This window comes from Actinoplanes sp. NPDC051343 (assembly GCF_044455125.1).
Classification (GTDB): domain Bacteria; phylum Actinomycetota; class Actinomycetes; order Mycobacteriales; family Micromonosporaceae; genus Actinoplanes.
This window is the reverse complement of sequence record NZ_JBITEL010000002.1, coordinates 46,526-72,993: the sequence shown is the minus strand read 5'-3', so window position 1 is coordinate 72,993 and position 26,468 is coordinate 46,526. Positions and strand designations below refer to the sequence as shown.

General features: G+C 72.8%; 20 protein-coding genes, 1 tRNA gene and 1 riboswitch. Of the genes, 12 read left to right on the top strand and 9 right to left on the bottom strand.

What is annotated here, in order from left to right; all coding sequences use genetic code 11:
* Positions 1-163 precede the first annotated feature (163 nt).
* Positions 164-580 carry a VOC family protein gene (locus ACIA5C_RS07055; RefSeq protein WP_396052171.1) on the bottom strand — a complete coding sequence of 139 codons (417 nt, stop codon included), beginning with the start codon at positions 578-580 and terminating at the stop codon, positions 164-166.
* A 127-nt stretch (positions 581-707) separates the two neighbouring features.
* On the opposite strand from ACIA5C_RS07055, the gene ACIA5C_RS07050 reads away from it, so the two are divergent.
* Positions 708-2,069: a hypothetical protein gene (locus ACIA5C_RS07050; protein ID WP_396052169.1), complete on the top strand. Its 1,362-nt coding sequence runs from the start codon at positions 708-710 to the stop codon at positions 2,067-2,069.
* A 12-nt stretch (positions 2,070-2,081) separates the two neighbouring features.
* On the opposite strand, the gene ACIA5C_RS07045 is transcribed toward ACIA5C_RS07050, so the two are convergent.
* Both ACIA5C_RS07045 and ACIA5C_RS07040 read right to left on the bottom strand, forming a co-directional pair.
* The gene (locus ACIA5C_RS07045) at positions 2,082-7,226 is read right to left on the bottom strand and encodes a diguanylate cyclase (protein ID WP_396052167.1); all 5,145 of its coding nucleotides are present in this window, start codon (positions 7,224-7,226) and stop codon (positions 2,082-2,084) included.
* Positions 7,227-7,313: 87 nt separating this feature from the next.
* Entirely contained in the window at positions 7,314-8,033 is a 720-nt protein-coding gene (locus tag ACIA5C_RS07040; RefSeq protein ID WP_396052165.1) for an MBL fold metallo-hydrolase, read from the bottom strand.
* Between the two features lie 90 nt (positions 8,034-8,123).
* Between ACIA5C_RS07040 and ACIA5C_RS07035 the strand changes: the two genes are divergently transcribed.
* The 4 genes from ACIA5C_RS07035 (at position 8,124) to ACIA5C_RS07020 (ending at position 12,616) form a co-directional block, all read left to right on the top strand.
* Positions 8,124-8,702, top strand: coding sequence for a CGNR zinc finger domain-containing protein (locus tag ACIA5C_RS07035; RefSeq protein WP_396052163.1), 579 nt, complete (start codon positions 8,124-8,126; stop codon positions 8,700-8,702).
* Between the two features lie 185 nt (positions 8,703-8,887).
* Positions 8,888-10,405: a serine/threonine-protein kinase gene (locus ACIA5C_RS07030; protein WP_396052162.1), complete on the top strand. Its 1,518-nt coding sequence runs from the start codon at positions 8,888-8,890 to the stop codon at positions 10,403-10,405.
* 4 nt (positions 10,406-10,409) lie between these two features.
* Positions 10,410-11,159 (top strand): sulfite exporter TauE/SafE family protein, encoded by a 750-nt coding sequence (locus ACIA5C_RS07025; RefSeq protein ID WP_396052160.1) that lies wholly within the window; start codon positions 10,410-10,412, stop codon positions 11,157-11,159.
* 74 nt (positions 11,160-11,233) lie between these two features.
* Complete coding sequence (locus ACIA5C_RS07020; RefSeq protein WP_396052158.1) at positions 11,234-12,616, top strand: glutamylcysteine synthetase; 1,383 nt, start codon at positions 11,234-11,236, stop codon at positions 12,614-12,616.
* Here ACIA5C_RS07020 and ACIA5C_RS07015 read toward each other — a convergent pair.
* Positions 12,613-13,845, bottom strand: a complete 1,233-nt coding sequence (locus tag ACIA5C_RS07015) for an aminotransferase class V-fold PLP-dependent enzyme (protein WP_396052156.1) — start codon at positions 13,843-13,845, stop codon at positions 12,613-12,615. The two genes, ACIA5C_RS07020 and ACIA5C_RS07015, sit on opposite strands and share 4 nt — an antisense overlap.
* Positions 13,846-13,878: 33 nt before the next feature.
* A riboswitch (SAM riboswitch) is annotated at positions 13,879-13,993 on the bottom strand.
* Between the two features lie 37 nt (positions 13,994-14,030).
* Between ACIA5C_RS07015 and ACIA5C_RS07010 the strand changes: the two genes are divergently transcribed.
* On the top strand, positions 14,031-14,744 hold the full coding sequence (locus ACIA5C_RS07010; protein WP_396052154.1) for a DUF1684 domain-containing protein: 714 nt from the start codon (positions 14,031-14,033) through the stop codon (positions 14,742-14,744).
* 4 nt (positions 14,745-14,748) lie between these two features.
* Here ACIA5C_RS07010 and ACIA5C_RS07005 read toward each other — a convergent pair whose 3' ends face one another.
* The 3 genes from ACIA5C_RS07005 to ACIA5C_RS06995 all read right to left on the bottom strand — a co-directional run bounded on the left by ACIA5C_RS07005 (position 14,749) and on the right by ACIA5C_RS06995 (position 18,037).
* Positions 14,749-14,880, bottom strand: a complete 132-nt coding sequence (locus ACIA5C_RS07005; protein ID WP_396052152.1) for a hypothetical protein — start codon at positions 14,878-14,880, stop codon at positions 14,749-14,751.
* A gap of 793 nt (positions 14,881-15,673) precedes the next feature.
* The gene (locus tag ACIA5C_RS07000; protein ID WP_396052151.1) at positions 15,674-16,756 is read right to left on the bottom strand and encodes an alpha/beta hydrolase; all 1,083 of its coding nucleotides are present in this window, start codon (positions 16,754-16,756) and stop codon (positions 15,674-15,676) included.
* A 228-nt stretch (positions 16,757-16,984) separates the two neighbouring features.
* On the bottom strand, positions 16,985-18,037 hold the full coding sequence (locus ACIA5C_RS06995) for a LacI family DNA-binding transcriptional regulator (RefSeq protein ID WP_396052150.1): 1,053 nt from the start codon (positions 18,035-18,037) through the stop codon (positions 16,985-16,987).
* 159 nt (positions 18,038-18,196) lie between these two features.
* Here ACIA5C_RS06995 and ACIA5C_RS06990 point away from each other — a divergent pair, with 159 nt between their 5' ends.
* Genes ACIA5C_RS06990 through ACIA5C_RS06970 form a run of 5 tightly spaced genes read left to right on the top strand, consistent with a single transcriptional unit; the run spans position 18,197 to position 23,957 of the window.
* Positions 18,197-19,417, top strand: coding sequence for an extracellular solute-binding protein (locus tag ACIA5C_RS06990; RefSeq protein ID WP_396052148.1), 1,221 nt, complete (start codon positions 18,197-18,199; stop codon positions 19,415-19,417).
* A complete protein-coding gene (locus ACIA5C_RS06985) occupies positions 19,414-20,289 on the top strand; it encodes a carbohydrate ABC transporter permease (RefSeq protein WP_396052147.1) in 876 nt (291 codons plus the stop codon). The genes ACIA5C_RS06990 and ACIA5C_RS06985 overlap by 4 nt, the downstream gene beginning before the upstream one ends.
* Positions 20,286-21,095, top strand: coding sequence for a carbohydrate ABC transporter permease (locus ACIA5C_RS06980; protein ID WP_396052145.1), 810 nt, complete (start codon positions 20,286-20,288; stop codon positions 21,093-21,095). The genes ACIA5C_RS06985 and ACIA5C_RS06980 overlap by 4 nt, the downstream gene beginning before the upstream one ends.
* A gap of 13 nt (positions 21,096-21,108) precedes the next feature.
* Positions 21,109-22,959, top strand: coding sequence for a glycoside hydrolase family 127 protein (locus ACIA5C_RS06975; RefSeq protein WP_396052143.1), 1,851 nt, complete (start codon positions 21,109-21,111; stop codon positions 22,957-22,959).
* Positions 22,960-22,976: 17 nt separating this feature from the next.
* Complete coding sequence (locus ACIA5C_RS06970; RefSeq protein ID WP_396052142.1) at positions 22,977-23,957, top strand: LacI family DNA-binding transcriptional regulator; 981 nt, start codon at positions 22,977-22,979, stop codon at positions 23,955-23,957.
* A gap of 78 nt (positions 23,958-24,035) precedes the next feature.
* On the opposite strand, the gene ACIA5C_RS06965 is transcribed toward ACIA5C_RS06970, so the two are convergent.
* Together ACIA5C_RS06965 and ACIA5C_RS06960 are read right to left on the bottom strand one after the other, a co-directional pair.
* Complete coding sequence (locus tag ACIA5C_RS06965) at positions 24,036-24,332, bottom strand: hypothetical protein (protein WP_396052140.1); 297 nt, start codon at positions 24,330-24,332, stop codon at positions 24,036-24,038.
* Positions 24,333-24,502: 170 nt separating this feature from the next.
* Positions 24,503-24,578: transfer RNA gene (locus ACIA5C_RS06960), tRNA-Gly, on the bottom strand.
* A 97-nt stretch (positions 24,579-24,675) separates the two neighbouring features.
* Between ACIA5C_RS06960 and ACIA5C_RS06955 the strand changes: the two genes are divergently transcribed.
* The gene (locus ACIA5C_RS06955; protein WP_396052138.1) at positions 24,676-26,352 is read left to right on the top strand and encodes an FAD-dependent oxidoreductase; all 1,677 of its coding nucleotides are present in this window, start codon (positions 24,676-24,678) and stop codon (positions 26,350-26,352) included.
* Positions 26,353-26,468 lie beyond the last annotated feature (116 nt).

Genomic DNA, 26,468 nt, shown 5'->3' with positions numbered 1-26,468 from the left:
GCGTAGGCGCCGGCCCCGGTCGAGCCGCCCTTCGAGCAGCACGAGCAGACCAAGCAGCCGGAGCTGCGTGGTGTTCGTGGCGAAGCGCGTCATGACTGGGACTCCTCGGTGTGTGCCGGTGCAGGTAAGACGCTAGGGCGGGAAGGGGTTGTCCTCAACGCATTTATCCGACGAAGACGCAGAACGGGTGCCCGGCCGGGTCGGCGTAGACCCGCAGCGGCTCGTCCGGGTCGTCGCGCCGGTCGAAAAGCAGCTTCGCGCCGAGAGCCAGCGCCCGTTCGTGCTGCGCGTCCAGCGTCTCGGTGTCGGGCACGACGGTGTCGAGGTGCATCTGCTGCGGGACCGCGGCGTCCGGCCAGGTCGTCGGCGTGATCCCGGTCGTCTGCTGGAAGGCCAGCTGGATGCCGCCGGTGCCGCGCAGCACGAGCCAGTCGCTGCCGCGTTCGTCCGGCGACCCGTCGGCCGGGATCTCGTCGCCCTCGCGGTAGGTCAGCCCGAACATCTGACGATAGAACTCGGCCAGGCCGCGGGCGTCGCGGGTGTCGAGCACGACCTGGCGCACAGTCGGATAGGTCTCCATCGTTCCAGCGAACCACCGTCGCGGGCCGCCCGCACGGGAACGATCACTTCGAACCGCAATCAGTGATTGATACGCGCAATTCAAATTGCACGTTTGCTAATTCGCGGAATTAGCGCGACAGTGCGTTATGCGTCTTCGCCGTACGGTTTCGATTCTTGCCTCGGCCGCCCTGTGCGGGCCGGGCGTGCCGGCTCGGTCGCCGGCGATTTTCTACGTCTCACCCGGCGGTTCGGATCAAGCGAGCGGAACCGCCTCCCATCCCCTGCTGAGTCCCCAGGCCGCGGTCGGCCGGCTGGGCCGGTCCGGCGGCACGATCGTGCTGGCCGGAGGCCGATACTCGGGAAAGCGCATCGTCCTGGACGGGCGCTCGCACGTCACCGTGCGGGCCGCGGCCGGCGCGGCGCCGGTGCTCGACGGCACCGGCCTGAAAGTGCCCGACGGGCGCAGCGGAATGGTGGAGATCCACAACAGTTCGGATATCGCTATTTCCGGTCTGACGATCACCGGATATCGCACCAAGGCGCTCTCGTCGGTTCCGATCGGCATTTTCGTGAGCGGTTCCGGACACTCGATCCGGCTCAGTCACAATCACGTCCACCACCTCGGTAACGACAACGGCACCCTGGGCAGTTTCGACATCAACGCCCACGGCATCGCCGTCTACGGCACCGACCCGGCGACCTCGCTGTCCGACGTCCGGGTCGACGGCAACGAACTCGACCATCTGGTGCTCGGGGCCAGCGAGACGCTGGTGCTGAACGGGAACGTCGACGGCTGGTCGGTCACCGGCAACGTCATCCACGACGACAACAACATCGGCATCGACGCGATCGGCTTCGAGGGCACGATCCCCGGTCCGGCCCGCTTCACCGAGGTCAACCGGGCCCGCCACGGGGTGATCGCGGGAAACCACGTGTCGCGCATCATCAGCGCGGGCAACCCGGCGTACTGGGAAGACGGCGAGTGGTGCAACTGCGCCGACGGCATCTACGTGGACGGCGGCGGCGACATCGCGATCCGCGGCAACCGGGTCGACGCCTCGGACATCGGCATCGAGGCCGCCTCCGAGTGGAAGCAGGGCCGCACCAACGACATCCGGATCACCGGCAACACGGTCACCGGAAGCGGCTACACGAGCCTGGCGATCGGCGGTTACGACCAGGACCGCGGCGAGGCGTTCGACATCACGGTCAGCGGCAACGTGTTCCACGGCGGATCACCCTCGGTGCTGCTGCAGTACTACGTCCACGACACGACGATCACCCACAACGCGATCACGGCCGGCGGGGGCGACCTGCTCGACCGCGACAAGCCGGCCGGAACCGCGGCCCAGAACGCCGACCTGGTGCTCGACCACAACCGGTACGCGGGCCGGGCCAAGCCGGGCCACGAGACCTACGCCTGGAACGGCGTCACGCAGCACGGCCTGGCGGCCTACCAGGCGGCGAGCGGCCAGGACCGTTCCAGCACCTACTCCCCGGCCGGGTAGAGCCACCCGCGCCTAGACCTCGACGACCTGGTTGCGGCCGGCCTCCTTGGCCCGGTAGAGGGCGTGGTCGGCCCGGGCGAGGAGGTGGTCGAGCGTGCGGTCGCCCGGGGTCAGGCCGGCCAGGCCGACGCTGATCGTCACCTGGACCGGGCCGGCCGCGGTCGCGATCGGGACCGCGGCGACCGCCGCCCGCATGCGCTCGGCCAGCACGCGGGCGTCGCCGTCGTGGTCGGGCAGGACGACCGCGAACTCCTCGCCGCCGTAGCGGCCCAGGACGTCGGCCTGGCGGACGGCGGCGCGGACCCGGGCGGCGACCGTACGGATCACCTCGTCACCCACTCCGTGGCCGTACGTGTCGTTGATGTTCTTGAACTTGTCGATGTCGATCATCGCGGCCGCCAGGTCGTGCCGGCCGCGGTCGGCGGCGACGACCAGGGCACCCGCGATGGCGTAGAAGTGCCGCCGGTTGTGCTGGCCGGTCAGCTCGTCGGTGGTCGCCAGCTCCTGCACCCGGCTGAACAGGCGGGCGTTGTCGTACGCGCTCATCCCCTGGATCGCCAGCGCGGCCGCGACCTGCACCGCGGTGTCGTCGAACGCCGGGCCGCCGAGCAGCACGACCCCGGCCGGCCCGTCCCGGTGGAACAGCGGCACCGCGAGGACGGCGGCCGACTCCCCGAGCACCGCCGGCACCGAGGGCAGCACGGTCGGCGTGAGCACCGTACCCAGTGTGAGCCGGCTGCCGAGCCCGGTGGCGGTGCCGGCGACCTCGGCCACGTCGGAGCCCACGATCAGGCATCCGGCGTCCGCCGAGGCGCGAGCGACAAGCGTGGCGAACAACTGCCGCAGCAGCACCGCCGGGTCGTGGATAGCGCTCAGCTCGGCCAGGCTCGACCGCAGCGTCTCGGCGAACGCCTGCTGCTGCCGGGCCGCCTGCACAGCCAGGTGCAGCTGGGCCGCCCGGGCCGTTTCCAGCGAGACCGCCACGTGGCCGACCACCGCGGTCAGCACCTCGACGTCGTCGTCGGTGAAGATCCCGCGGGCCAGCCGGCTGTCGAGGTAGACGACGCCGACCGTCGTGCCCTTGAACCGCACTGGCGCGACCAGGATGCTGCGCAGGCCGTGCACCACCGCGGAGCGGGACCCGAGGGCCGCACCCTGCTCGGTTCCGGTCAGCACCAGGGCCTCGCCGCTCTCGGCCACCCGGTCGACCAGGGTCGCGCCGTACGCGGTCTGCTGCTGCAGATCGGTGCCGTCGGCGCCCCGCCCGGCGTAGTGGACCGGCCGGCCCGCGTCGTCGAGCAGGAAGAACAGCGCCCGCTCGGCACCGAGGATGCCCAGCATCTCGTCGAGGGCGACCCGGGCGAGTTCCTGCGGGTCGAGGATTGTCGCGGCGGCGGAACCCACCTGTTGCAACGCTTCCAGGCGACGGTTGCGGCCGGCGTCGGCGCGCCGGTCGACGTTGGTGCCCCGGTGGGACAGCCCGGCGTCGTCGACCCCGAACTCGGCCCGGATCTGCCGTCGCCGCTGCTCCCAGCCGTAGTGGTTGGCCAGCATGAGCCCGTAGCGGGCCTGCCGCTCGGCCTCGTTGCCCTGGCCGAGCCCGCGGAACGCCCGCGCCCGGAACCGCGCCACCTCGAAGTGGACGACCGGCGCGTCGATCCGCCGGGCGATCGGCTCGACCCGGTCGATCCAGTCGAGCGCGGCCCGGAAGTCGCCGGTCAGCTGGGCCAGCGCGGCCTCGCCGATCAGGTAGGCCGCGTCGAGCAGGGGCGACGCCTTGCGTACGCGTCGCAGGTCGCGCACCGCCTGCCGGGCGGTCGCGATCGCCGCCGGCCGTTGCTCGTCGGTGGCCAGCCGCAGCTGGGCCATCCGGCCGTGGGACTGGAACGCGTAGAACCATTTCATCTGCGTCATCAGCTCGCGCGGCTTGAGCCCGAGCCCGTGGAACTCGGCGACCAGCGCCTCGAACGGCGCCCCGATCTCGCCCTGCTCGATCGCCGCGCACGCCGCCGCGGTGATCAGGTGCGCGCGGTGGGCCGGCGTCGCGCCGTCGCCGAGCGCGGCCAGCGCGGTCGCGGCCTCGGCGTGCTGCCCCTCGACCGCCGGGATCATGACGCCGAGCATGCTGAAGGAACTGCCGGCGGCCAGCCGCGGATCGGGCAGCCGGCTCAGACCGCGCTCGTATTCGGCGCGGGCCTGGGCGGTATAGCCCCGCAGCAGCAGCCGCAGGCCGATCGTCGCGTGTCCGGGGATCAGCTGAGCCGGCGCGAACCACCGCTCGTGCTTGGTGATGGTGTGTTCCCAGGCGGTTCCGTCGTCGTGCCCGCCGAACAGCATCGCGCAGCCGCGCAGCCATTCCGTGTAGGCGGCGAGCGCCGGATCGCCCAGCCTTTCGGCCACCGCGGCGGAACGGTCGAGGCAGCGCAGCGCGGTGCGCCGCAGTTTGATCATCGCGGCGAAGTAGCCGACCAGCGCATAGACGCGAACATATTCGGCACCGGGGCCGAGCCGGTTCACCGCGTAGAGCGCACGCAGCGCGAGCAGGCCGGCCTCGCGCAGGCGCAGCCCCAGACCGGCGGCATAGCCGCCGGCGTCGAGAATGGCGGCGAGGGCGGCCAGCTCGTCGCGCCGGTTGCCCTTGGCGGTTCCGAAGCCGATTTTCGTACGCCGTACGAGTCCACCGGCGGCCGCGGTGGTCAACGTGGTCAGCACCAGGAGAAGCGGGTTGCGGGGCAGCGGATGGCGTAGTTCGGCCAGCGCCGCACCTGTGGATTCCAGGGCCCGATCGGTGTCCCAGAGGGTGTGCCGGAGTTCGATCTGGGTGGCCAGCAGGCGCGCCCGCCGGCCGTGGTCCTTCTCGGCGGCGAGCGCGCGGTCGAGGGCGTCCGCGGAGTCCTGGTAGCGGGCCGAGCGCAGATAGGCGATCGCCAGCGGGTGCAGCACCTCGGTCGAGGGGCCGGCGCCGAGCAGATAGCCGACGGCGTCGGCCGGGGCACGGTCGTCGAGCGCCCGCAGACCGGCCGCCAGCGCACTACGGTGCCGGTCGTTCTCGGCGGCGGCCAGGCCGGCGCGCTGGTAGTGGCGGGCCACGGCGTAGACGTGGTCGGCGTCGTGCAGGGCCGGCGGCAGTTCCTCGAGCGCGTGGGCCAGGGCCGCGTGCCGCTCGCGCAGGCGGGCGGCGGGGACGGCGTCGAGCAGGCTCTCCCGCAGCAGCGGGTGCATGAAGACGTACCAGCCACCGGGCCAGGCCTCGACGACCCGCCGGTCGACCGCGGCCGCGACCGCGGCCACGACGTCGTCGGCCGCGCTGCCGGCGTCGGCTCCCGAGGCCACCGGGGCCGCGGAAGTCGGGTCCGGTTTCTCTACCGCCGCGATGAGGGTCTCGGTGCGGAAGCGGTCGCCGGCGACCGCCGCGGTCACCAGGTGGCGGCAGGTGCCCTCGGGCAGCTGGGCGAGACGCGCGGCGAGCAGGTCGCGAACGCCGTCGGCGGCGGGCAGAGCGTCCGCGCCGGCCAGGTCGACAACCCAGGTGCCCCACATCGGCGTGAGCAGTCCGGCATCGACGAGCCGCAAGAGGTAGGCGACGACGGCGAACGGCGATCCGTCGGTGCGGGCCGCCACATGGTCCGTCAGCTCCGGCGTGACCGCGGCGCCGGGAAGGCGGCCGGCGATCAGCTCGTCTACGGCGGCCCGGTCGAGCGGGCCGCACTCCACCACCTCGGTCCCGCCCGCGGGGCGGCCGGCCTCGCCGTCGAGGGTGGTCAGGAGCACCAGCAGCGGCACGGTGGGCAGGTCGGCGGCCAGCAGGGTGAGCACCTGGCGGCTTGCCGGGTCGAGGCGGTCGGCGTCGTCGAGCACCAGCAGCAGACCGTCGGTGTGCCGGGCCAGTTCGGCCAGGAACACCGCTACGGCCGCGAACACGTGCTCGTCCCGCACCTCGCCGAGCGGTGCCGCCGCGTCGCCGAGCAGCCCCTCGAGCCGCACCGACAGGCGGCCGACCAGCGCCGGGCCGGCCGCGAGCGCGGCCTCGCGCACCAGTGGGACCACGACGTCGCGGCGTGCGGGCGGCAGGGCAAGGAGGTCCCGCAGATAGCCGTCGACGGCCTCCCGGAGAGCGGCCAGCGGCAACGGCTCGTCGGCCCGGCAGGTCGCCGACAGCACCGCGCCGTCGGTGCGAGCGAGCGCCGCGACCTCCTCGGCCAGGCGGGTCCGGCCGGAGCCGGCGGGGCCGCGGACCACCGCCGTACCCCCGGAACCGCGACGGGCCCTCGCCCAGCGTGACCCGAGTCTTTCGATTTCGGCGGCGCGGCCGCACAGCGGCCAGCGCACCGCCGCCGGGGCCACCGCGACCTCACCGGCCGGGCATTCCCGCAGGTCGGCCAGGAGGGCGGCGGCGTCCTGATAGCGGTCGTCGGGGTCCTTGGCGAGCAGCCGCACGACGACCGCGGAGAGCGCCGGGTCGAGGCCGGGCCGCAGCGAGGCCGGCTCGGGCACCGGCGCGGTCAGGTGCAGGCGGAGCAGCTCCCCGACGTCGGACGCCTCGAACGGCAGCCGCCCGGTCAGGCACTCGAAGAGCACCACGCCGAGCGAGTAGAGGTCGGAGCGGGCGTCGACCGGCCGCTTGAGCATGCCGGACTGCTCGGGCGACGCGTACAGGAAGGTGCCGACCGCCTCGTCCTCCGCCGGCTTGCCGCCGCCGAGCACCGCGAGACCGAAGTCGATCAGCTTGTCGGGGTCGGTCATGATGTTGCCCGGTTTGACGTCCCGGTGCACCAGGCCGACCCGGTGGGCCGCGGCCAGGGCCCGGGCCAGCCGGGCGGCCAGCTCGACCGTCCGCGACGGGGTGAGCGGGCCGTGGGCCAGCAGATCGGCCAGCGTCGCGCCCGGCAGATTTTCGAGGACCATGGCGGGGGCGTCGTCGTACCGGCCGGCCGCGTGGATCCGGCCGACGCCCGGATCGTTCACGCAGGCCAGCAGCGCCGCCTCGCGGCGGAAGGCGGCGGGCAGCGCTGGGTCGGCGGCGGCCTCGCGGTGGGGTCGCTTGAGGGCGTACGCCACGCCGTCGCGCCGCACGCGGTGCACGGTCGTGAACGCGCCCCGGCCGAGCTCGGCCTCGATCTCGAGGCCGGTCAGCGCGTCGTTCAGGGGGTTGTCCATCACGTGAGGTCTCATTCCGCAGTTGCCGCTTCGCCCGGTGTGATCGGCCGGAAAGCAACGAACCTGAAACCCTGTGTGATGAATCGCTTACAGCTTGTCCTTCAGCCCGGCCTCTTCGAATGCCCGGCCGATCTCGTCGCACCCCTCGGTGAAGTGCGCCCAGCTGTCGCAGTGCACCGGCACCACGCGCCGCGCCTTGGTTATCGCCGCTGCCTCCGCCGCCATCGCGCTGTCCAGCGTCAGCAGCGCGTTGTCGAACAGGCCGGCCCGCGCCGCGCCCGCGAAGATCACCGCGGTGTCGATCGCCGGGAACCTGGCGGCGATTTGCCTCACCACCTCGAGCGACGCGTTGTCACCGCTCACGTAGGTGGTCGGAAGCCCGTCACCGGTCAGCACGAACCCGATCACCTCGCCGGTCACCGGCTCGCAGCCCGGGGGCCCGTGCTGCGCCGGAACGGCGGTGACCGTCACGTCCTTCACCGCCACGCTTTCCCAGGGCGCCAGACCCCGGGCGGTGCCGGCCAGGCGGCCCGCTCCCGACCTGGTGGTCAACGTCAGAGGTACGCGGGTGAGCAGTTCCCGGCCGGCGCGGTCGAGGTTGTCGGGGTGCTGGTCGTGCGACAGCAGCACCACGTCGATCGGGCCCAACTCGGCCGGGTCGATCGCCGACGGCGCGGTCTTGGTGAGGAACCGGCCGTCGCCGCGCGGGTAGTCGCCCGGCGGGTCGAAGGTCGGGTCGGTCAGGAACCGCAGCCCGCCGAACTCGATCAGGGCGGTCGGGCCACCGAAGACGCGGATGTCCGTCATCGATCGTTCTCCTCACGGTTTCTCGACTGAATTGCCGTGAGGTGACGTTAGAGGATTCTCACGCGAAAGCGCAATGGTTAGCATGAGGCGATGACCGATGTCCCGCCGCCCGCCCCCGGTGCCGACCGGCACCCGGCACTCGACCTGGCCAACACGCCGCTGGCCCTGACCAGCGGCGAGGTCGACCTGCTGGCCACCCCGGCCGACGCCACCCGGTGGTTGATCAAGCGCGGCCTGGCGCCTTCGGACGCCCGGGTGTACGAGCTCTGTGCGGACCGGCTGCGAACCTTGCGGGACCACATCCGCGGCCTCCTGTCGGCCGGGGTCAACGGAACGCCGCCGAAGCCCGCCGACCTGGAAGCGGTAAACGCCGCGCTGACCCGGGCACCGGCGACCGACGTGCTGCGCTGGGACGCCGACCGCGGCCTCCACCGCGCGGCCGCCCACCCGATCGACCAGATGCTCGAGCGGGCGCTCGCGGTCCTCGCGGCCGACGCCGCCGACCTGCTGACCGGTCCGTCGGCGGCCCGGCTCGCCGCGTGCGGGTCGCCGCCCTGCCGCCGCTTCCTCGTCCGCACCCACGCCGCCCGGCACTGGTGCTCGGTGCGCTGCGGCGACCGGGCGCGGGCGGCCCGGGCCTACGCGCGGCGGCGCGAAACCGCATCCTGATCTCGGTTTATCAGATTGTTGCGTACGCTGGATGCGCACTGATCATGCAGTGACCAGCGGCAACGGGCATCCCGGGCGCCGGCGTCGGGTTTTCGGCATGCCGGGATCCCCGTGCCCACCGCCGCGGCTGTGTACGGTGCTGCTCAACTTTTACCCAGCTCACTCCCAGCGATAGGCAGGCCGACGTGGCGGTCAGTCCCGTGCGCTCAGGTGACCCGCAACGACTCGGCAACTACCGCGTTCTCGGACGCCTCGGTGAGGGCGGCATGGGCACGGTCTTCCTCGCCGAATCGCCGGCGGGTGCACGCGTCGCCGTCAAAGTCGTCCGGCCCGAACTCTCCGCGGACGCCGAGTTCCGGGCCCGCTTCCGCAGCGAGATGAAACGCGCCCGTCAGGTGCCGGGGTTCTGCACCGCCGAAGTACTCGACGCCGATGCCGACGCCGACCCGCCCTACCTCGTGGTCGAATACGTGCCCGGCCCGAGCCTGGCCGACGTCGTCCACGACTCCGGCCCGCTGCGCGGCGGCGACCTGCACAGCGTCGCCATCGGAGTGATCGTCGCGCTGGTCGCCATCCACGACGCCGGGGTGGTACACCGCGACCTCAAGCCGGCCAACGTCCTGTTCGCGTCGCTGGGCACGCCGAAGGTCATCGACTTCGGCGTCGCGACCGCGCTCACCAGCACCGAGCCGCACACCGGGCCGGGGCAGATCATGGGAACGGTCGCCTACATGGGCCCGGAACGCCTGGACGGCACGGCCAACCGGGGCGCCGGCGCGGCCGGTGACATCTGGGCCTGGGGTGCGCTGGTCCACTACGCGGCGACCGGGCAGACGGCGTACGACCCCGAGACGTTGATCGCGGCCGCGGCCGGGATGCCGTTGCCCGCACCCGATCTGACCTCGATCCCCCTGCCGTTGCGCGGCATCCTCAAGCGTGCACTCCACCGCGACCCGGCGCACCGGCCGAGCGCCCACGAGGTGCTCGAATGGCTGGTCACCAAGGGATCCTCCCCCCTGGTGCCGAGCCGGCCGGACCTGGTGCGGGCCGCCGCGGCCGTACGCCACACCGAGCCCGTCACCCCGGTCGGCCCCCGGCCGGCGCGGGCCCGACGGCGTACACCCGGACTGGCCGCGGCCGCCGCCGTGCTGCTGATCGCGGCCGCGGCCGGATATCCGCTCGTGGTCCACTCACCGGCCGGCTCGGCCCCGGCCGCGGCGCCCGACCTGGGCGAGCGCGAGCGCACCTCGGACAAGGCCAGCCGGGCCCAACGCGGCGACCGGTGCACCCTGACCGGGCCGCTCGACGTCCAGGCCGGTCACGCCTACGCCTTCACGTGCCCGGCCGCGCGGAACGCCGGCGACCAGTCGATCCGCGTGAAGATCTCGCTGGCCGCGCGGTCGGCGTGCGCGCTGATCTCCACCGACACCTACCGCACCACGGTCTGCGCCGACCAGGTCGTGGTCAGCCGGGACGCCCGCACGGTCGCGATGTCGGCGGTCGACCCGGCCTGGCGACCGGGCGTCTGGCACCAGGTCGAGATCCGTACGCCGGGCAGCGGGATGACCGTCGCCCTGGACGGGGACGACGTCATCAACCGGTCGCGCCTCAGCACACCCGGCCGGGGCGCGGTCAGTCTCGGCTCGGGCCGCGGCCCCGGACCGGTCAGCTTCGCCGAGGTGGAGATCGCGTCGGTAGGGTGACCGGGTGCAGCCTGGCCACGCCGTCCTCCTGGTGCTGGGCGGGGTCGGGGCGGGGCTGACCGGGTCGATGGCCGGGCTCGCATCGCTGGCGAGTTATCCGGCGCTGCTGTCGGTGGGCATGGCCCCGATCGCGGCGAACGTCACCAACACGGTCGCGCTGCTGGCCAACACGGTCGGCACGGCGGCCGGCACCCAGCGGGAACTCGAGGGACAGGGCCCGCGGCTGATCGGGCTGTCGGCGGTCGCGGCACTCGGCGGCCTGGCCGGGGCGTGGCTGCTGCTGAAGACGCCGTCGTCGACGTTCGAGTGGATCGTGCCGATGCTGATCGCGCTCGGGGCGACGCTGCTGCTCCTGCGCGACCCGCTGCGCCGCTGGGCCGGGCATCACACGATGTCGGCGCCGATGCTGGGCGGCTCGGTGTTCCTGATCGGCATCTACGGCGGTTACTTCGGGGCCGCTGCGGGCGTACTCATGCTGGCCGTACTCGCACTGGCCGCCCGCGAACCGCTTCCGGTGACCAACGCGGTGAAAAGCGTCGTCCTCGGCGCGTCGAACCTTTCCGCCGCGACCATCTACGCCGTGACCGCGCCGGTGAACTGGGCCGCCGCCGGCGTCCTGTCGGTCGGCTGCCTGGTCGGCAGCTGGATCGGACCGGCCCTGGTCCGCCGGATACCGGAACGCCCGCTGCGCGTGGCGATCGCGGTGGCGGCGATCGGGCTCGCCGTGTCCCTGTGGTGGCGGGCGGCCCGCTGAGAGACAACCATTGCCTATCACATCAGTAGGAGGTGTAGGGTGGCGGCACAGTTCGAGCTGAGGCGGAACCACCCATGGGCAGACTCACCGAATCGGCCGCCGAGCAGCTGATCGCGGCGCGGGCCTTCAACTGCGGGCCGCCGGGCTTCGTGGGGGCGGCGCTCGACCGGCCGGGCCGTGCTGGGTTGCCGCGGCAGGCGCTGCGGCACGGGTTCCTGATCAGCCGGGCGGGCGGGGTGGTCACGGTCAGCGGGCCGCCGTCGCCGGGCCTGGAGAGCAGCCTCACCCGCATGGCCGAGGACCTCGCGGCATTGCGCGGGAGCCGGCCCGGGCGCTCGCCTGGCAGCCGGCCCGAGAACCGGCCCGGGAGCTCCCCTGACAGCTGGCCCGAGAACCGGCCCGGGAACCGGCCTGGACGCTCGCCTGGCAGCTGGCTCGGGAACTCGCCCGGGAACTCGCCTGGGAGCTGGCCCGGCGGAGGGGCTGCGGCCGGCATCCGGGTCGGGCTAGAGTCCGGGCTCGACGGCGGCGGGCCGCTGGGGTTGCCGCGGCGGTGGCGGCTGGCGCACACGCTGGCGCCGGTGCTGGCCGCAGCCTTCGCCAACAGCCCGTCAAACAACAGCCCGTCCAACAACAGCCCGTCGGTCACCAGGCCGTCGCTCGGCGGCCGGTGGCGGAGCGTGCGGGCGGCCCGGTACCGCGACCGGCCGGTGCTGCCACACACCGCCGTCCCGCCGCCGCCGAACCCGTGCACCGCCGATCTCGACCCGCGCGGGCACGACGAAGGCGCCGGCCCGCGCTGCGGCGGCGAAGGCACGCACCCGAGTCGCGGCGGCGAAGGCAGAGACCCGAGCCGCGGCGGCGAAGCCACGGGCCCTCGCCGCGGCGGCGAAGCCAGAGACCCGCGCCGCGGCGGCGAAGCCACAGACCTGAGCCGCGGCGGCGAAGGCGCGGACCCGCGCGCGAGCTGGGCGGCCTCCGTGATGGACACGGCCGTGGGTGACCGGACCTTCCGGGAGTGGACCCGGTCGGACGACCCGCCGACCGAGGACGATCTCGCACGGCACCTCGACACGCTGACGGCGCCGGTGCAAGCGCGCGGGCACCTCGAGCTCGACTTCGCGGACGGTCAGGACGGCGACGGCGACGGCGACGGCTGGCGGGTCGCGGTCGCGGTCATCGCCACGCTCCTCGACGACCCGGTGGCGGCCACCGCTGCGGAGAGGGCGACGGGGCATTTCGCGTACGCGGAAAGGGTGTGGGAAATCGCCGCGCGGGACGCCCTCACCGATGCGCGACTTGCCGCCGCGGCCCGGGAATGTTTCGTGGCGGCGTATGCCGCCCTGGGCCGCCGGGGTGCGCCCCGCGACCTGCGGGACGCGGTGGCCGCCTTCACCGAACGCTATGTGATGCGCGGGCGTTGCCCGGCCGACGACCGGATCGTTCTCCCCATCTAGTCCGTCGAACGTGCGGCCGGGCGGCGACGGGCCGGAACCGTCAGGCAGGCGGCCAGGCCGGACAGGAAACGGTCGAGGTGGTCCGTCGTCGTGCCGAGGCCGAAGCTGGCGCGGAGCAGGCCCGGGGTGTCGCCGCAGGCGGCCACGCCGGCGCGGCCGGTCAGGTGGCGGACCAGCGGGTGGGCGCAGAACTGGCCCGCACGCACGCCGACGCCGTGTTCGACGGCCAGCCGGTCGGCTACGCGGGCCGGGTCGTGGCCGGCAAGGGCCAGCGAGACGATGCCCACGCGGGGTGAGCGGGGGCCGAACAGGCTCACCTCGACGGCGCCCGGGATCGAGCGCAGGCCCGCGCGCAGGTGGGCCAGCAGTTCCTGCTCGTCGGAGGTGGAGCGGCCGGCGTCGGCCAGGGCCGTGCAGACCGCGGCCAGGGCGACCGCGCCCAGCAGGTTGGGGGTGCCGCCCTCGTGACGGGCCGGTCCGGTGGCCCACCGGACGTCGCCCGCGCCGACCGCGGCGCTCGCCCCGCCGCCGGCCAGGTAGGGCTGGGCCGCGTCCAGCCAGTCGGACCGGCCGGCCAGGACGCCCGCGCCGAACGGGGCGTACAGCTTGTGGCCGGACAGGGCCACGTAGTCGGCGTCGAGGTCGGCCAGGGAGATCGGGACGTGCGGTGCCAGTTGGGCGGCGTCGACGACGATGCGGGCGCCGTGACGGTGGGCGGCCTCGGCCAGGCGGCGGATCGGCAGGATCTCGCCGGTGACGTTGCTGGCGCCGGTGACGGCCAGGAGTTTCGGGCCGCGGAGGACGCGGAGCGCGGAGGAGGCTGCCGCCACCGCCTCGTCCGCCGAGGCCGGGGCGGGCAGGCGCACCGGGTCGGCCCACGGGAGGAGGGTGGCGTGGTGCTCCGATTCGAACACGACCGTGCGGGTGCCGGCCGGGACCGCGCGGGCCAGCAGGTTGAGGGCGTCGGTGGTGTTGCGGGTGAAGACGACGTGGTCGCCGTCGCGGGCGCCCAGGAAGCCGGCGACCACGTCGCGGGCCCGCTCGTACTCCAGGGTCGAGGTCTGTGACCGCAGGCCGGTGCCGCGGTGGACGCTGCCGTAGTAGGGCAGCAGCGCGTTGACCGCATCGGCCGCGGCGCGCACGCAGGGTGCGGTGGCCGCGTAGTCGAGGTGGACGAACCCGTCGACGCCGACGACGTCGAGCGGCGAGGTGTGCACGGCAACGGACATGGGACTGCCTCCGCAAGGGTCCGGACCCGCACGGGCCCGCGCTTGCCCGCGTCGGTCGACGCCGGCCCGGTCTTCACCCGGGGCACCCCATCGCGAACGCAAGGGTTGCCGGCCAGCAAGCCGGGGCTGTGTGCTGGCACTCATGACCTGCCGAGCAGGCTAGCAGACGAATTAGGGTGGCCCGCATGTACGCCGAAGACTGGGCCGCGTGGCATCAGGCACACGAACGCCGACGCGCGCGACCCCACGGGCTCCTGGCCGCAACGGGTCTGCATTGGCTCACCGCCGACTGGCAGAGCTTCGACGACGTTCCCGGTGAGTGGCGCGACGGCCCCGACGGCGTATCGGTCCGAAGCGGGCAGGGCGAGCGGCATCTGGGCCACGTCGACGAGGACGGCGTCGAGCTGATGTTCGGCGACGTGATGGCCGAGGTCACCCGGCGCGGCACCGACGTGATCCTGCGCCCGCGCGACCCGCGGAACCCGGTTCGCCTCGCCTACCAGGGAACTCCGGCCTTCCCGCCGGACGAGAAGTGGATCGTCGCCGGGCGGTTCGTCGAGGACCGCCGGGAGATCACGGTCGGCACGGTGGTCGACGGCCTGAAGCTCGACGATTCCCAGCTGGGCCGGGTCGACTTCACCGTCGACGGCAGGCCGCTGAGCCTGACCGTGTTCTCCGGGTTCGAGATCGTCTTCAGGGACGCGACGTCGGGCGTCACCACCTACGGCGCCTCGCGGACGCTGAGGATCGACCCGCCCGCCGCGGACGGCACGGTGGTCATCGACTTCAACCGGGCGACCAACCTGCCGTGTGCGTACACGGAGTTCGCGACCTGCTCCCTGCCGCCGCCGGAAAACGTGCTGCCGATCGCGGTCGCGGCGGGCGAGAAGGCCCCCTGACCGGTCAGGGGTGCCGGCGCAGGCTCCGGAGGGCCAGCGCGACCTGCAGCCGCAGCTTCCCCGAGGGCGAACGGACCGACCATCCGACCAGATGTTCAAGGTGGACGATCCGGTCCCGCAGGGCCGAGTGGTGCACCCGCAATACCGTTTTCGCGGCGCGCCGGCTTGCCGTGCCGGCGACGGCTTGCAGGGTCGCGACCCCACGGCGTGGTCCCGGCGGCGTGCGCCAGCGCGTCCGGATCGGGGATCGCATCGGGCAACGACGCTGAGGCCAGGAGGGTCAGACCACCCAACGATCCGAACTCGACGACCATCGGTCCGGGGTCGTGGTCGGTGCCGTCGGCCGCGAAGCGCAGCGCGATGCCGGCCGCCGCATAGGAGTCCGGCAGATCGGACCGGCCGGCCCGACGTCCAGGCGGCCACCCGGCCCGACGCCGCCGCCGGGCCGGTCGGACGCGCGACGGCGCGGACCGGGCCGGTCAGGCCGAGGTTTCGCGCGGCCACCTCGCGTACCGAAATCGGCGCCGTCGCATCGACGACCAGCTCGACCAACGCCGGGTCGTCGGCCGGGGCTCTGCCCCGGGTGCGATCGAGGACCGCCCGGGCCGCGCCCGCCGCGCGCGGGAGGATCATGGCATCGACGGGGCCGGGCTCACCGGTCCGCTCCAGGCTGAGCGTTGCTTGCGCACCGATTTCCGTACGCGGCCACACCGCGCCCGACGGCTCCGCCGCTGGCTCGTTCCGGCCTTCGGAGGTGACCCGCACGTGCACCCGCCGGGACACGTCGCCGAGGCGGGCGGGCACCCCGGCCAGCACCGCCGCGCCCCGGACGATCGCCTGCAGGCCGGCCCGCGACTCGGTCAGGCTGTCGAAATAGGCGATGACCCGCAGCGCGGCCGCACCGCGAGATCCTTCATACCGTCATCTTCTTACGCGAACAGCCGGTCCAACCATTTGATTCGCGCGGCCTTGGCGTCCTGGCTGATCGCGGCGGCCGGTGCGAAGGAGTCGAAGCCGTGGTAGCCGCCCGGCCAGACGTGCAGCTCGGCGCGCCCGCCCGCCTGCCAGATCGCGGTGGCGTAGGCGACGTCCTCGTCCCGGAACGTCTCGGCGGAGCCGACGTCGATGAAGGTCGGCGGCAGGCCGGAGAGGTCGGTCGCGCGGGCCGGCGCGGCATAGGGCGAGACGTCGGGACCGCCGACCGCGTCGCCGAGGAGTGCGCCCCAGCCGGTCGCGTTGGCGGTGTGGTCCCAGACGCCACGGCCGGTCATCTGGACCGCGGACACGGTGTTGTTGCGGTCGTCGAGCATCGGGCAGAGCAGCATCTGACCGAAGACGGCCGGGCCGCCGCGGTCGCGGGCGAGCAGGCCGAGGGCCGCGGTGAGGCCGCCGCCCGCGCTGCCGCCGGCGATGACGATGCGATCGGGGTCGATGCCGAGGTCGGCCGCGTTCTTGGCGGTCCAGGCCAGGCCGGCGTAGACGTCCTCGATCGGGCCGGGATGCCGGGTCTCGGGCGCGAGCCGGTATTCGACCGAGACGACGACGGCCTGGTAGCGGGCCGCGGTCTCGACGATCTCGAGGATGCCGCTGCGATTGTCGCCGAGGATCATGCCGCCGCCGTGCGTGTGATAGATCGCCGGGCGCGCGCCCTCGGCACCGACCGGCGCGCAGATCAGCAGCGCGATGTCGGGGTCGCCGGCCGCCCCGGGAACCGTGCGCTCACTGACCGTGTAGGTGCCGTTGCGGCTGATCTCCTCGTCGGTGGGCGGGGCCATGAGGCCACCGGTGTCGGCGCGGGCCGCGGCGATCAGCTCGGGGGTGATCGAGGCGGGCACGGCGTCGCCGAGGGCGCTGAGGACGGCGGCGAGTTCGGGGTCGAAAGGTACGGGCGGATGGGTCATCGGCGTTTCGTCCTTCTCTCGGGGCGTTCCTGCGGCGTCCTCGGGGCTGGTCACGACCGGTAGGCGGGCGAGCAGGCCGGTGATCGCCGTCTCCAATAGAATCCGCCTCATCCGCGGCCGGGACGAGCGCCAGGCGGCGGAATCTACCCGCCAAATGGCAGGGCGACGTGCTCAGCGCGGCCGGGCGCAGCCCTGGGAGCCGGGGCGGCGTGCTCAGCGCGGCCGGGCGCAGCCCTGGGAGCCGGGGCGGCGTGCTCAGCGCGGCCGGGCGCAGCCCTGGGAGGCGGGGCGGCGTGCTCAGCGCGGCCGGGCGCAGCCCTGGGAGCCGGGGCGGCGCGCTCAGCGCGGCCGGGCCGCAGCTCCGGAAGGCGGCTCGACATTGCCGACAGCCGGGACCGGGACCGTGGCCGGTGGCACCGTGGCCGGTGGCACCGCGGCCGGCGGGACGGCGGTCGAGGCGCGAGGCACCAGGCGGCACGGGCGGGCTCGCCGGCCGCTCACGTCGTCGCCGTTGATCGCGGCCAGCAGCAGCTCGGCGGCCGACCGGCCGATGCCCTCGAGGTCCATGTCGACGCTGGTCAGCGCCGGCCGGCAGCCGTCGACCACGACGTCCCAGTTGTCGAAGCCGACCAGCGCCACGTCGCGCGGGATGTCCCGGCCGGCCTCCCGCAGCGCCTCGGCCATGCCGCGGGCGATCTGATCGCTGCCGCAGAACACCGCGTCGATGTCGGCGCCGGTCGACAGCAGGATTCCCGCCGCTTGACGGCCCCAGGCCTCGCTCCACTCGCCGTACAGGGTGGGCGTGAGCAGGTCGGCGGCGGCCGCCGCCGCCCGCACCCGGGCCGAGTGATGATGTTCGGGCCCGGTGACGTGGGCGATCTTGTGCCGGCCGATTGCCTGCAGGTGACGGATCGCGCGGCGGGCGCCGTCGGCCTCGTCGGGCACGACCGAGCAGTCGTGGGGGTCGGCCGAGCTGATGAACGCGTAGACCACCGGCACCGGCAGGCCGGCGCCGATCGGCGGCCGGGACTGGGCGCGGCGGCCAGTCACGATGATGCCGTCGACCTTGCGGCTCAGGAGCGTACGCAGGTAGTACTGCTCGCGGATCGGGTCGTCGCGGGCGTCGCACAGGAACACCGAGACCTGGCCGGCGCCGAGCGCGTCCTCGGCGCCGATGAGCAGCGGGATGCTGAACCGGCCGATGCTGTCGGTGGTGATCATCCCGACCGTGTAGGTGCGGCCGGTGTGCAGGCTGCGGGCGGCCGCGTTGGCGACGAAGGCGAGCTGGTCGGCGGCCTGCCGGACCCGGGCGACGGTTTCGGCGCGCAGCGAGCCGCGGCCGTTGAGCGCCTTGGACGCCGTGCCGGTGGAGACTCCCGCGAGTGCGGCCACCTCGCTGATCGTGGCCGCGCGTGCCTTGTCGCTCAGCGTTTCCTCCCCCGTTTTCCGGCCCTCTGAGATGGACCGTAACTTGCCCTTGACAGGCTGACAAGAGCCTCCCTAGCGTGGCGGCAATCGTTTTCCTCATTTTCCGCCCCTAGGGGAACCGACATGACTGCTCCTCTCCGCCTCGCGGCCGTTCTCCTCCTTGCCACCGGTCTTGTCGCCGGCTGTTCCTCCAGCGACAAGACCGAAGCCCCCGCCCCCAGCCTCTACGCGATCTGGGATCCCTACCCGCAGTTCGACGGCAGCTCGGACTGGGTGAAGTTGCTGCAGAAGTGCGGCACCGACGCCGGCGTGACGGTCAAGCGGACCGGCTTCGACACCACCGACCTGACCAACAAGGCTCTGCTCGCCGCGCAGCAGGGCAACTCCCCGGACGTGCTGATCGTCGACAACCCGGTCGTGTCGACCCTGGCCGAGGCGGGAGTCCTGAACCCGGCCCCGGACACCGCCGGCATCGAGCCCAACCTGCTGGCCGCCGGGCAGCAGGACGGTAAGACCTACGGCGTTCCGATCGGCGCGAACACCCTCGCGCTGTATTACAACAAGGACCTGCTGACCAAGGCCGGTGTGGATCCGGCGGCGGTCAAGGACTGGGCGTCGCTCACCGCGGCGTTGCAGAAGATGAAGGCGGCCGGCAAGAAGGGCATCACGTTCTCGGCGATCGGCACCGAGGAGGGCAGTTTCCAGTTCCTGCCCTGGTTCTGGGGTTCCGGCGCCGACCTGACCGAACTCGACTCGGCGCAGGGCGTGCAGGCGCTGACCCTGTGGACAGACTGGCTCAAACAGGGCTATGCCCCGAACTCGGTGCTCAACAACACGCAGACCACCAGCTGGCAGGAGTTCGCGGCGGGCAACGTCGCGTTCGCCGAGAACGGCACGTGGCAGCTGGCCAACGCGAAGAAGACCGGCTTCCCCTACGGGATCATCCCGATCCCCGCGCAGGCCGGCGGCACCGCCCCGGCCCCGACCGGCGGGGAGTTCGTGACCTCGCCGGTGCAGGACGACACGAAACGCTACGAGATCTCGCAGAAGATCATCGGTTGTCTGACCAGTGCCGACAACGCGTACACGACGGATACGACGCTGTCGTACATCGGGGCCACCGACGCGGTGCAGGCCAAGCAGGTCGCGGCGACACCCGAGCTGAAGGTGTGGGTCGACGCGGTACGGGCGGCGAAGGGCCGCACGAGCGACAACCTCGGCACGAAGTACCCGAAGATCTCCGAGCCGATGTGGACGGCGTTCCAGGCGGCCCTGTCGGGCAGCAAGTCGCCGCAGGCCGCGCTGCAGGGCGCCCAGCAGACCGCCGCCACGGCCACCAAGTGAAGTCAGCGCGCCGCCAATGGGCGGCCTGGGCGTTCCTCGCGCCGGTCGTGATCTATCTGGTCGCCTTCTACGCCTACCCGCTCTACCGCAACCTCGACCTCAGCCTGCGGCTTTACACGGTCCGTTCGTTCGTGCGGGGCGGCGCACCCTTCAGCGGTCTCGACAACTACCGGACGGTTCTGAGCGACCCGACCTTCGGACCGGCGCTCACGCACACGGTCCTCTTCACGCTGATCTCGCTGGTCTTCCAGTTCTCCATCGGGATGGCGCTGGCGGTCTTCTTCCGCCACAACTTCCGCCTGTCGGCGACACTGCGGGCCCTCTTCCTGGTGCCCTGGCTGCTGCCACTGATCGTCAGCGCCTCCACCTGGTCGTGGATGCTCAACAGCGACTCCGGCGTGGTCAACTGGGTCCTCGGCTCGCTGAAGGTGAACTGGCTGACCAGCCCGGACTGGTCCCTGGCGAGTGTGATCATCGCCAACATCTGGATCGGCATACCGTTCAACCTGGTAGTCCTCTACAGCGGACTGCAGGCGATACCGGCTGAGCTCTACGAGGCGGCCGCCCTCGACGGCGCGACCGGCTGGAAAACGTTCTGGCGGATCACGTTCCCGCTGCTCCGGCCGGTCTCCGCGATCACACTCCTGCTCGGCCTCGTCTACACCCTCAAGGTCTTCGACATCATCTGGATCATGACGAAGGGCGGCCCGGTCGACTCGTCCACCACGTTCGCCACGTGGTCCTACCGCCTGTCCTTCGGCAGCCTGCTGCCGAAGTTCGGGCCGGGCGCCGCGGTCGGCAACCTGCTCATCGTGATGGCCCTGATCTTCGGTCTGCTGTACATCCGGATCCAGCGGAGGCAGAACGCATGAGCCGCCACATCAAGACCGCGATCGGCGTGGTCCTCACCGCGATCATGCTGTTCCCGGTCTACTGGATGATCAACGTGTCGTTCACCAGGGACACCGACATGCGGGCCGACCCCCCGCACCTGTTCCCCGTCGACGGGACCCTCGAGGGCTACCGGGCCGTACTCCATCAGCAGATGCCGTACCTCGGCACCAGCCTGCTGATCGGCCTCGGCACGGTCGTGCTCACGGTCGCGATAAGCGCGCCGGCCGGCTTCTCACTGGCGAAACTGCGGCCGCGCGGAGGCAGCGTGCTCAGCTTCGTCCTGCTGATCGCCCAGATGATCCCGGCGATCATCATGGCGATGGGCTTCTACGCCATCTACCTCAAGGCCGGCGTCCTCAACTCGGCCGCCGGGCTGATCCTCGCCGACTCGACGATCGCGGTGCCGTTCGGCGTGCTGATCTTCACCGCGTTCATGTCCGGCATACCGCCGGAACTGACCAACGCGGCCCTGATCGACGGCGCCTCGACCTGGCGTACGTTCGTCTCGGTCGTCCTGCCGGTCAGCCGCAACGCCGTCGTCACGGTCAGCCTGTTCGCCTTCCTCTGGGCGTGGTCCGACTTCGTGTTCGCCACCACGCTCGACGGCGGCGGCGCGCACCAGCCGATCACGCTCGGCATCTACCACTACATCGGCAACAACAACCAGCAATGGAACGCGATCATGGCTACCGCCGTCGTCGCGTCGATCCCGGCCACGCTGCTGCTCATCGCGGCCCAGCGTTACGTCGCCGCCGGCGTCACCGCCGGCGCGGTCAAAGACTGAGGAAACACGAACCATGACTGCATCCGGCCCCGCCGTACCCTCCGAACACGCGATCTCGGCGCTGCGCCCGCTCGTCGCGCAACTCGACCCGGAAGGGTTGCTCGGCGCCTGGCAGGCGCGGAACGCGAAAGCCACCCTCCCGCACGTGATCGGAGCCCTCGGCGAGCACGGCAACCTGGCCAACCTGCGCCGGGTGACCGGCGACTTCGACGGCCCGTTCGCCGGCATGTGGTTCGCCGACACCGACGTACACAAGACGCTCGAGGCCGCGTTCTGGGAGCGCGGCCGCACCGGCGAGAGCACCGCGTTCATCGCCGACACGGCGGCGCTGCTCGAGAAGGCCCAGGACCCCGACGGCTACCTCGACTCGTACTACCAGACCGACCACCGCGACCGGCAATGGAACGAACTGCACTACAGCCACGAGATGTACACCGCCGGCCATCTGATCCAGGCGGCGGTCGCCGCGGCGCGGAGCGCCCCGGGCGACCACGCCGCCGAGCAGGTCGTCTCGGTCGCCCGCCGGTTCGGCGACCTGTTGGTGCGGAGGTACGCGGTGAGCACCGCCGGAGCGGTCGACGGGCACCCCGAGATCGAGACCGCCCTGGTCGAGCTGTTCCGGGTCACCGGACACCGGCCGTACCTCGACCTCGCGGCGAGCTTCGTCGACCGGCGCGGCCACGGGTTCCTGGGCGCGGACCGTTTCGGCCCGCGCTACTTCCAGGACCACCTGCCGGTCCGGGCGGCGCCCGAGGTCGCCGGGCACGTCGTACGCCAGGTCTACCTGCTCGCCGGGGCGGTCGACGTGGCGGTCGAGAACCGCGACCACGAACTGCTGGCGGTCGCCGAACGGCTGTGGGACTCGGCGCAGTCCAGCCGCACCTACCTCACCGGCGGGCAGGGGTCGCGGCATCGGGACGAGGCGTTCGGCGACCCGTACGAGCTCCCGCCGGACCGCGCCTACGCCGAGACCTGCGCCGCGATCGGCTCCTTCCAGTGGGCGTGGCGGCTGCTGCTCGCGACCGGCCGCGCGAAGTACGCCGACGAGATGGAACGCCTGCTGTACAACGGGATCGCGGCCTCGACCGCGGCCGGCGGGACCGCGTTCTTCTACTCCAACCCGCTGCAGCTGCGCACCGGGCACGACGGCTCCGAGGAGGACGCGCCCTCCCAGCGGCTCGGGTGGTACTCCTGCGCGTGCTGCCCGCCCAACCTGGCCCGCCTGATGGCTTCGCTGCACACCTACGTCGCCACCGGCGGCCCCGAGGGCCTTCAGCTTCACCTGTACGCGTCGGGCACGTTCACCGCGGGGGCACACACCGTACGGGTGGAAACCGCGTACCCCTGGAGCGAAACCGTCTCGCTGACCGTGACCGCCGCGGCCGAAAGGCCGTGGACCCTCTCCCTTCGCGTGCCCGCCTGGTGCACCGACGCCCACCTGACGGTGAACGGTTCGCTGGTGCGCACCGGCGCCCAGGAGGGCTACCTGCGGCTGACCCGCCGGTGGCACGAGGGCGACCGGGTCGAGCTGACACTGGCGATGCCGCCCCGCCTGATCACCCCGCACCCGCGGGTCGACGCCGTGCGCGGCACCGCGGCCCTGGCCCGCGGCCCGGTCGTCTACTGCCTCGAACACGCCGACCTGCCGTCGCCGCTCGCCGGAGCGGTCTTCGAGGACCTCTGTCTCGACGCCTCCGCACCACTCGCCGCGGTCGCCGACGCCGCCGGCCTCGCCCCGGTCCGGCTCGACGCCCGCATCGGCCTCCGTTCGGAGGAGGCCGCGGCCACCGTGGCGCTGATTCCCTACTACCTGTGGGCGAACCGGACCCCCGGACCCATGCGGGTCTGGATCCCGCTCACGTAACCGGTACCGTTGCGGGGATGTCCCCGACCCGCGCCGCCACGATCCGCGACGTCGCGGCGCTGGCCGGAGTGTCGGTCGGCACCGCCTCCAAGGCGCTGAACGGCCGCGGGTCGCTGCGGGCCGACACCGTCGACCGGGTGCGCCGGGCGGCCGGGCAGCTCGACTTCCGCCCCAACCCGGCCGCCCGCGGCCTGCACGCCGGGCGCACCTACACGGTCGGCATGATCACCACCGACACGATCGGCCGGTTCAGCATCCCGCTGCTCATCGGCGCCGAGGACACCCTCGGCGCCGGCCAGATGTCGGTGCTGCTGTGCGACGCCCGCGACGACCCGATCCGCGAACGCCACCACCTCAAGGTGCTGCTCGGCCGCCGCGTCGACGGCATCGTGGTCACCGGCCGGCGGGCCGGCACCCGGCCGTCCCTCGGCACCGACCTGGGCGTGCCGGTCGTGTACGCCTTCCTGGCCTCGGCCGACGAACGCGACTGCTCGGTCGTGCCCGACGAGGCCGGCGGCGCCCGGCTGGTCGCCGAGCACCTGCGCGCCCTGGGCCGCGACCGGGTCGCCGTCATCACCGGCCCGGAACACCACCACTCGGCCCGGGTGCGGGCGGCCGGCGTCGAACTGGTCGTGCCCCCGCTGTACGGTTCGTGGAGCGAGGCGTGGGGCCGGCAGGGCATCGGCATGCTGCTCGCCCAGGGCCACGACGTCGACGCGATAATCTGCGGCAGCGACCAGATTGCCCGCGGCGCGGCCGACGCCCTGCGCGAGTCGGGCCGCCGGGTGCCGGCCGACGTGGCGCTGACCGGCTTCGACAACTGGGACGTCATGACGCTGGCCGCCCGCCCGCCCCTGACCAGCGTCGACATGGACCTCGAGGGCCTGGGCCGGGCCGCCGCCGGACTCCTCCTCGAGGCGATCGACGGCCACCCGTCGCCGGGCGTTCATCTGCACCCGCCCAAGCTGGTCATCCGCGACTCCACCGTGCCGGCCTGACGAGAGCCGGCTCAGTCCCCCGGAACGGCCGGCATGTGGTGCGCCCCGGGCTCGGCAGGCGCGTGGTGCGTCACGGGCTTAGCCAGCGCGTGGCGCATCCCAGGCCAAGCCAGCGCGTGGTGCCACGCGGCTCACGCGGCTCACGCGGCTCACGCGATCGCCCGGCGCAGATCGATCCCGGAGGCCGGCGTCGCCGTTCCGAAGACCGGCCCGACGGCGCGCGACCGCCCGGTGCCGAACGCCGTCCAGGGCGACCAGCGCCCCGAGCTCCCGCAGTTCTCCGATGGCCGGCACCAGCTCGGTCAGGCCGGCCGTGTCGGAGATCCGGATCGCCGGCATCGTGCCCGGCGCGAGCGTCCCGATGTCGGCCACCATCGTGCCCGCCCGTAGGTAGCCGGCCGACAGATGGATGAACAGACCGAACCGTGGCCCCAGATCCCGAGCAGCTCGGCCACCGAGATGAGGACGGCGTCGAGCACGAGCGCGCGCCATCCACCGGACATGACCACAGAATCGGCCGCTCAAGCAGCCACCAAACCGAAAATTGGAGCGGACGACGGGATTCGAACCCGCGACCCTCACCTTGGCAAGGTGATGCGCTACCAGCTGCGCTACGTCCGCGTTGGAAAGAAGCTTAGCGGACGCCGAACGCCGGCGCCTGCCGGGTCGGCCGCGACAAACCCTCGCCTGCCGGGCCGCGGTTTGGAATCATCGAGCGATGGTCTCGCCCTTCCTTTTCCCGGAGCTCGGTGCCCGCGCGGACGAGTCCGCCACCTACCACTTCGACGACGAGCAGTTCGCCCGGGCCGCGGCGTACGGGCAAGCGGTCGAAGTCGCCGCCGGCGACGTCCTGTTCGAGGCCGGCGACGAGGACGCCGACCTGATCCTGGTCGGCACCGCGACCGTCGACATCTTCCGCGCCGCCGGGCCGGAGCTGCCCGAGGAACTGCTGCTCCGCGCCGGGCCGCACCAATTCGTCGGCGAGATGACGCTGCTCACCGGCCAGCACCGCATTCTGAGCGCCCGGGTCGCCGAGTCGGGCGTGATCCATCGGCTGCGGCCGGCCGAGTTCCGGCGGCTGATGGCGCAGGACGCCGAGATCAGCGACCTGCTGCTGCGGGGCTTCCTGGCCCGGCGCAAGCTGATCACGGTCGCGGCGGCCGACAACCTCGAGGTCATCGCCGACACCGCGACCCGGGACGGGCTGGCCCTGGAGACGTTCCTCAAACGGCAGGCGCTCCCCCACCGCTGGATCGAGAGCGACACCGACGACGGCCGACGGGCGCTCGCCGCGGCCGGGCTGACCGCGTCCGACGTGCCCGTGGTCGTCACGCCGAAGTCGACGCTGACCAACACGAACACCGGCACGCTCAGTCAGTTCCTCGGCCTGACGTACCGCCGCACGCCGAAGGGCGTCGCCGACCTGACCGTGATCGGCGCGGGCCCGGCCGGCCTGGCCGCGGCCGTCTACGGCGCCTCCGAGGGCCTCGAGACCGTGCTGCTCGACGCGGTCGCGACCGGCGGGCAGGCGGCGGCCAGTTCCCGCATCGAAAACTACCTGGGTTTCCCGTTCGGCCTGAGCGGCGAGATGCTCACCGGCCGGGCGGTCGTGCAGGCGCTCAAGTTCGGCGCCCACCTGGCCAGCCCGTGCGGCGTGGTCGCGCTCCGCCAGGAGGGCAACCGCCACGTGGTCACCCTGCTCGACGGGACCGAAATCCCGTCACGTTCGGTGATTTTGGCGACCGGCGCGGCGTACCGCAATCTTCCGCTCGACCGCTGGGAGGACTTCGTCGGCGCCGGCATCTACTACGCGGCCACCGAGCTCGAGGCGCGCGGCGTCGCCGGCCAGCCGGTGACCGTCGTCGGCGGGGCCAACTCGGCCGGCCAGGCCGCCATCTACCTGGCCCGGCAGGCCGGTCACGTGCGGCTCGTCGTCCGCGGCCCCGACCTCTCCGCCGGCATGTCCAGCTACCTGGTCGAGCGCATCCACGCCGACCCGCGCATCACGGTGCAGACCTCGACCGAGGTGACCGCCCTGCACGGCGAGCACCGGCTGAAGTACGTGACGCTGAGCGACCGCAAGGGCACCGCCGACGAGGCGTGCGCCTGCTTCGGACTGTTCTGCTTCATCGGCGCGACCCCGGCCACCGACTTCCTTCAGGGCGTACGGCTGGACAGCGGCGGCTTCGTCCTCACCGACGTCCAGCTCGGCACCGACCCGGGCCCGGCCTGGGCCGCCGCGGGTCGATTGCCGCTGGCCTTCGAGACCAGCGTGCCGGGGGTCTTCGCGGTCGGCGACGTACGCCTGGGCTCGATGAAGCGGGTGGCGGCGGCCGTCGGCGAGGGCGCGAGCGCGGTTCGTTCGGTGCACCAGGCGCTGGCCGCCCTGACCTGAACCGGGCCTCGAAAACACTGGATGAGCTGCGATGACCGGCCCGTACTGACCGTATCCCCTTGGTGACAGACTCCTTCCACCGGCGCTACGTGGAGCGCACGGTGATGGGCGCGGGC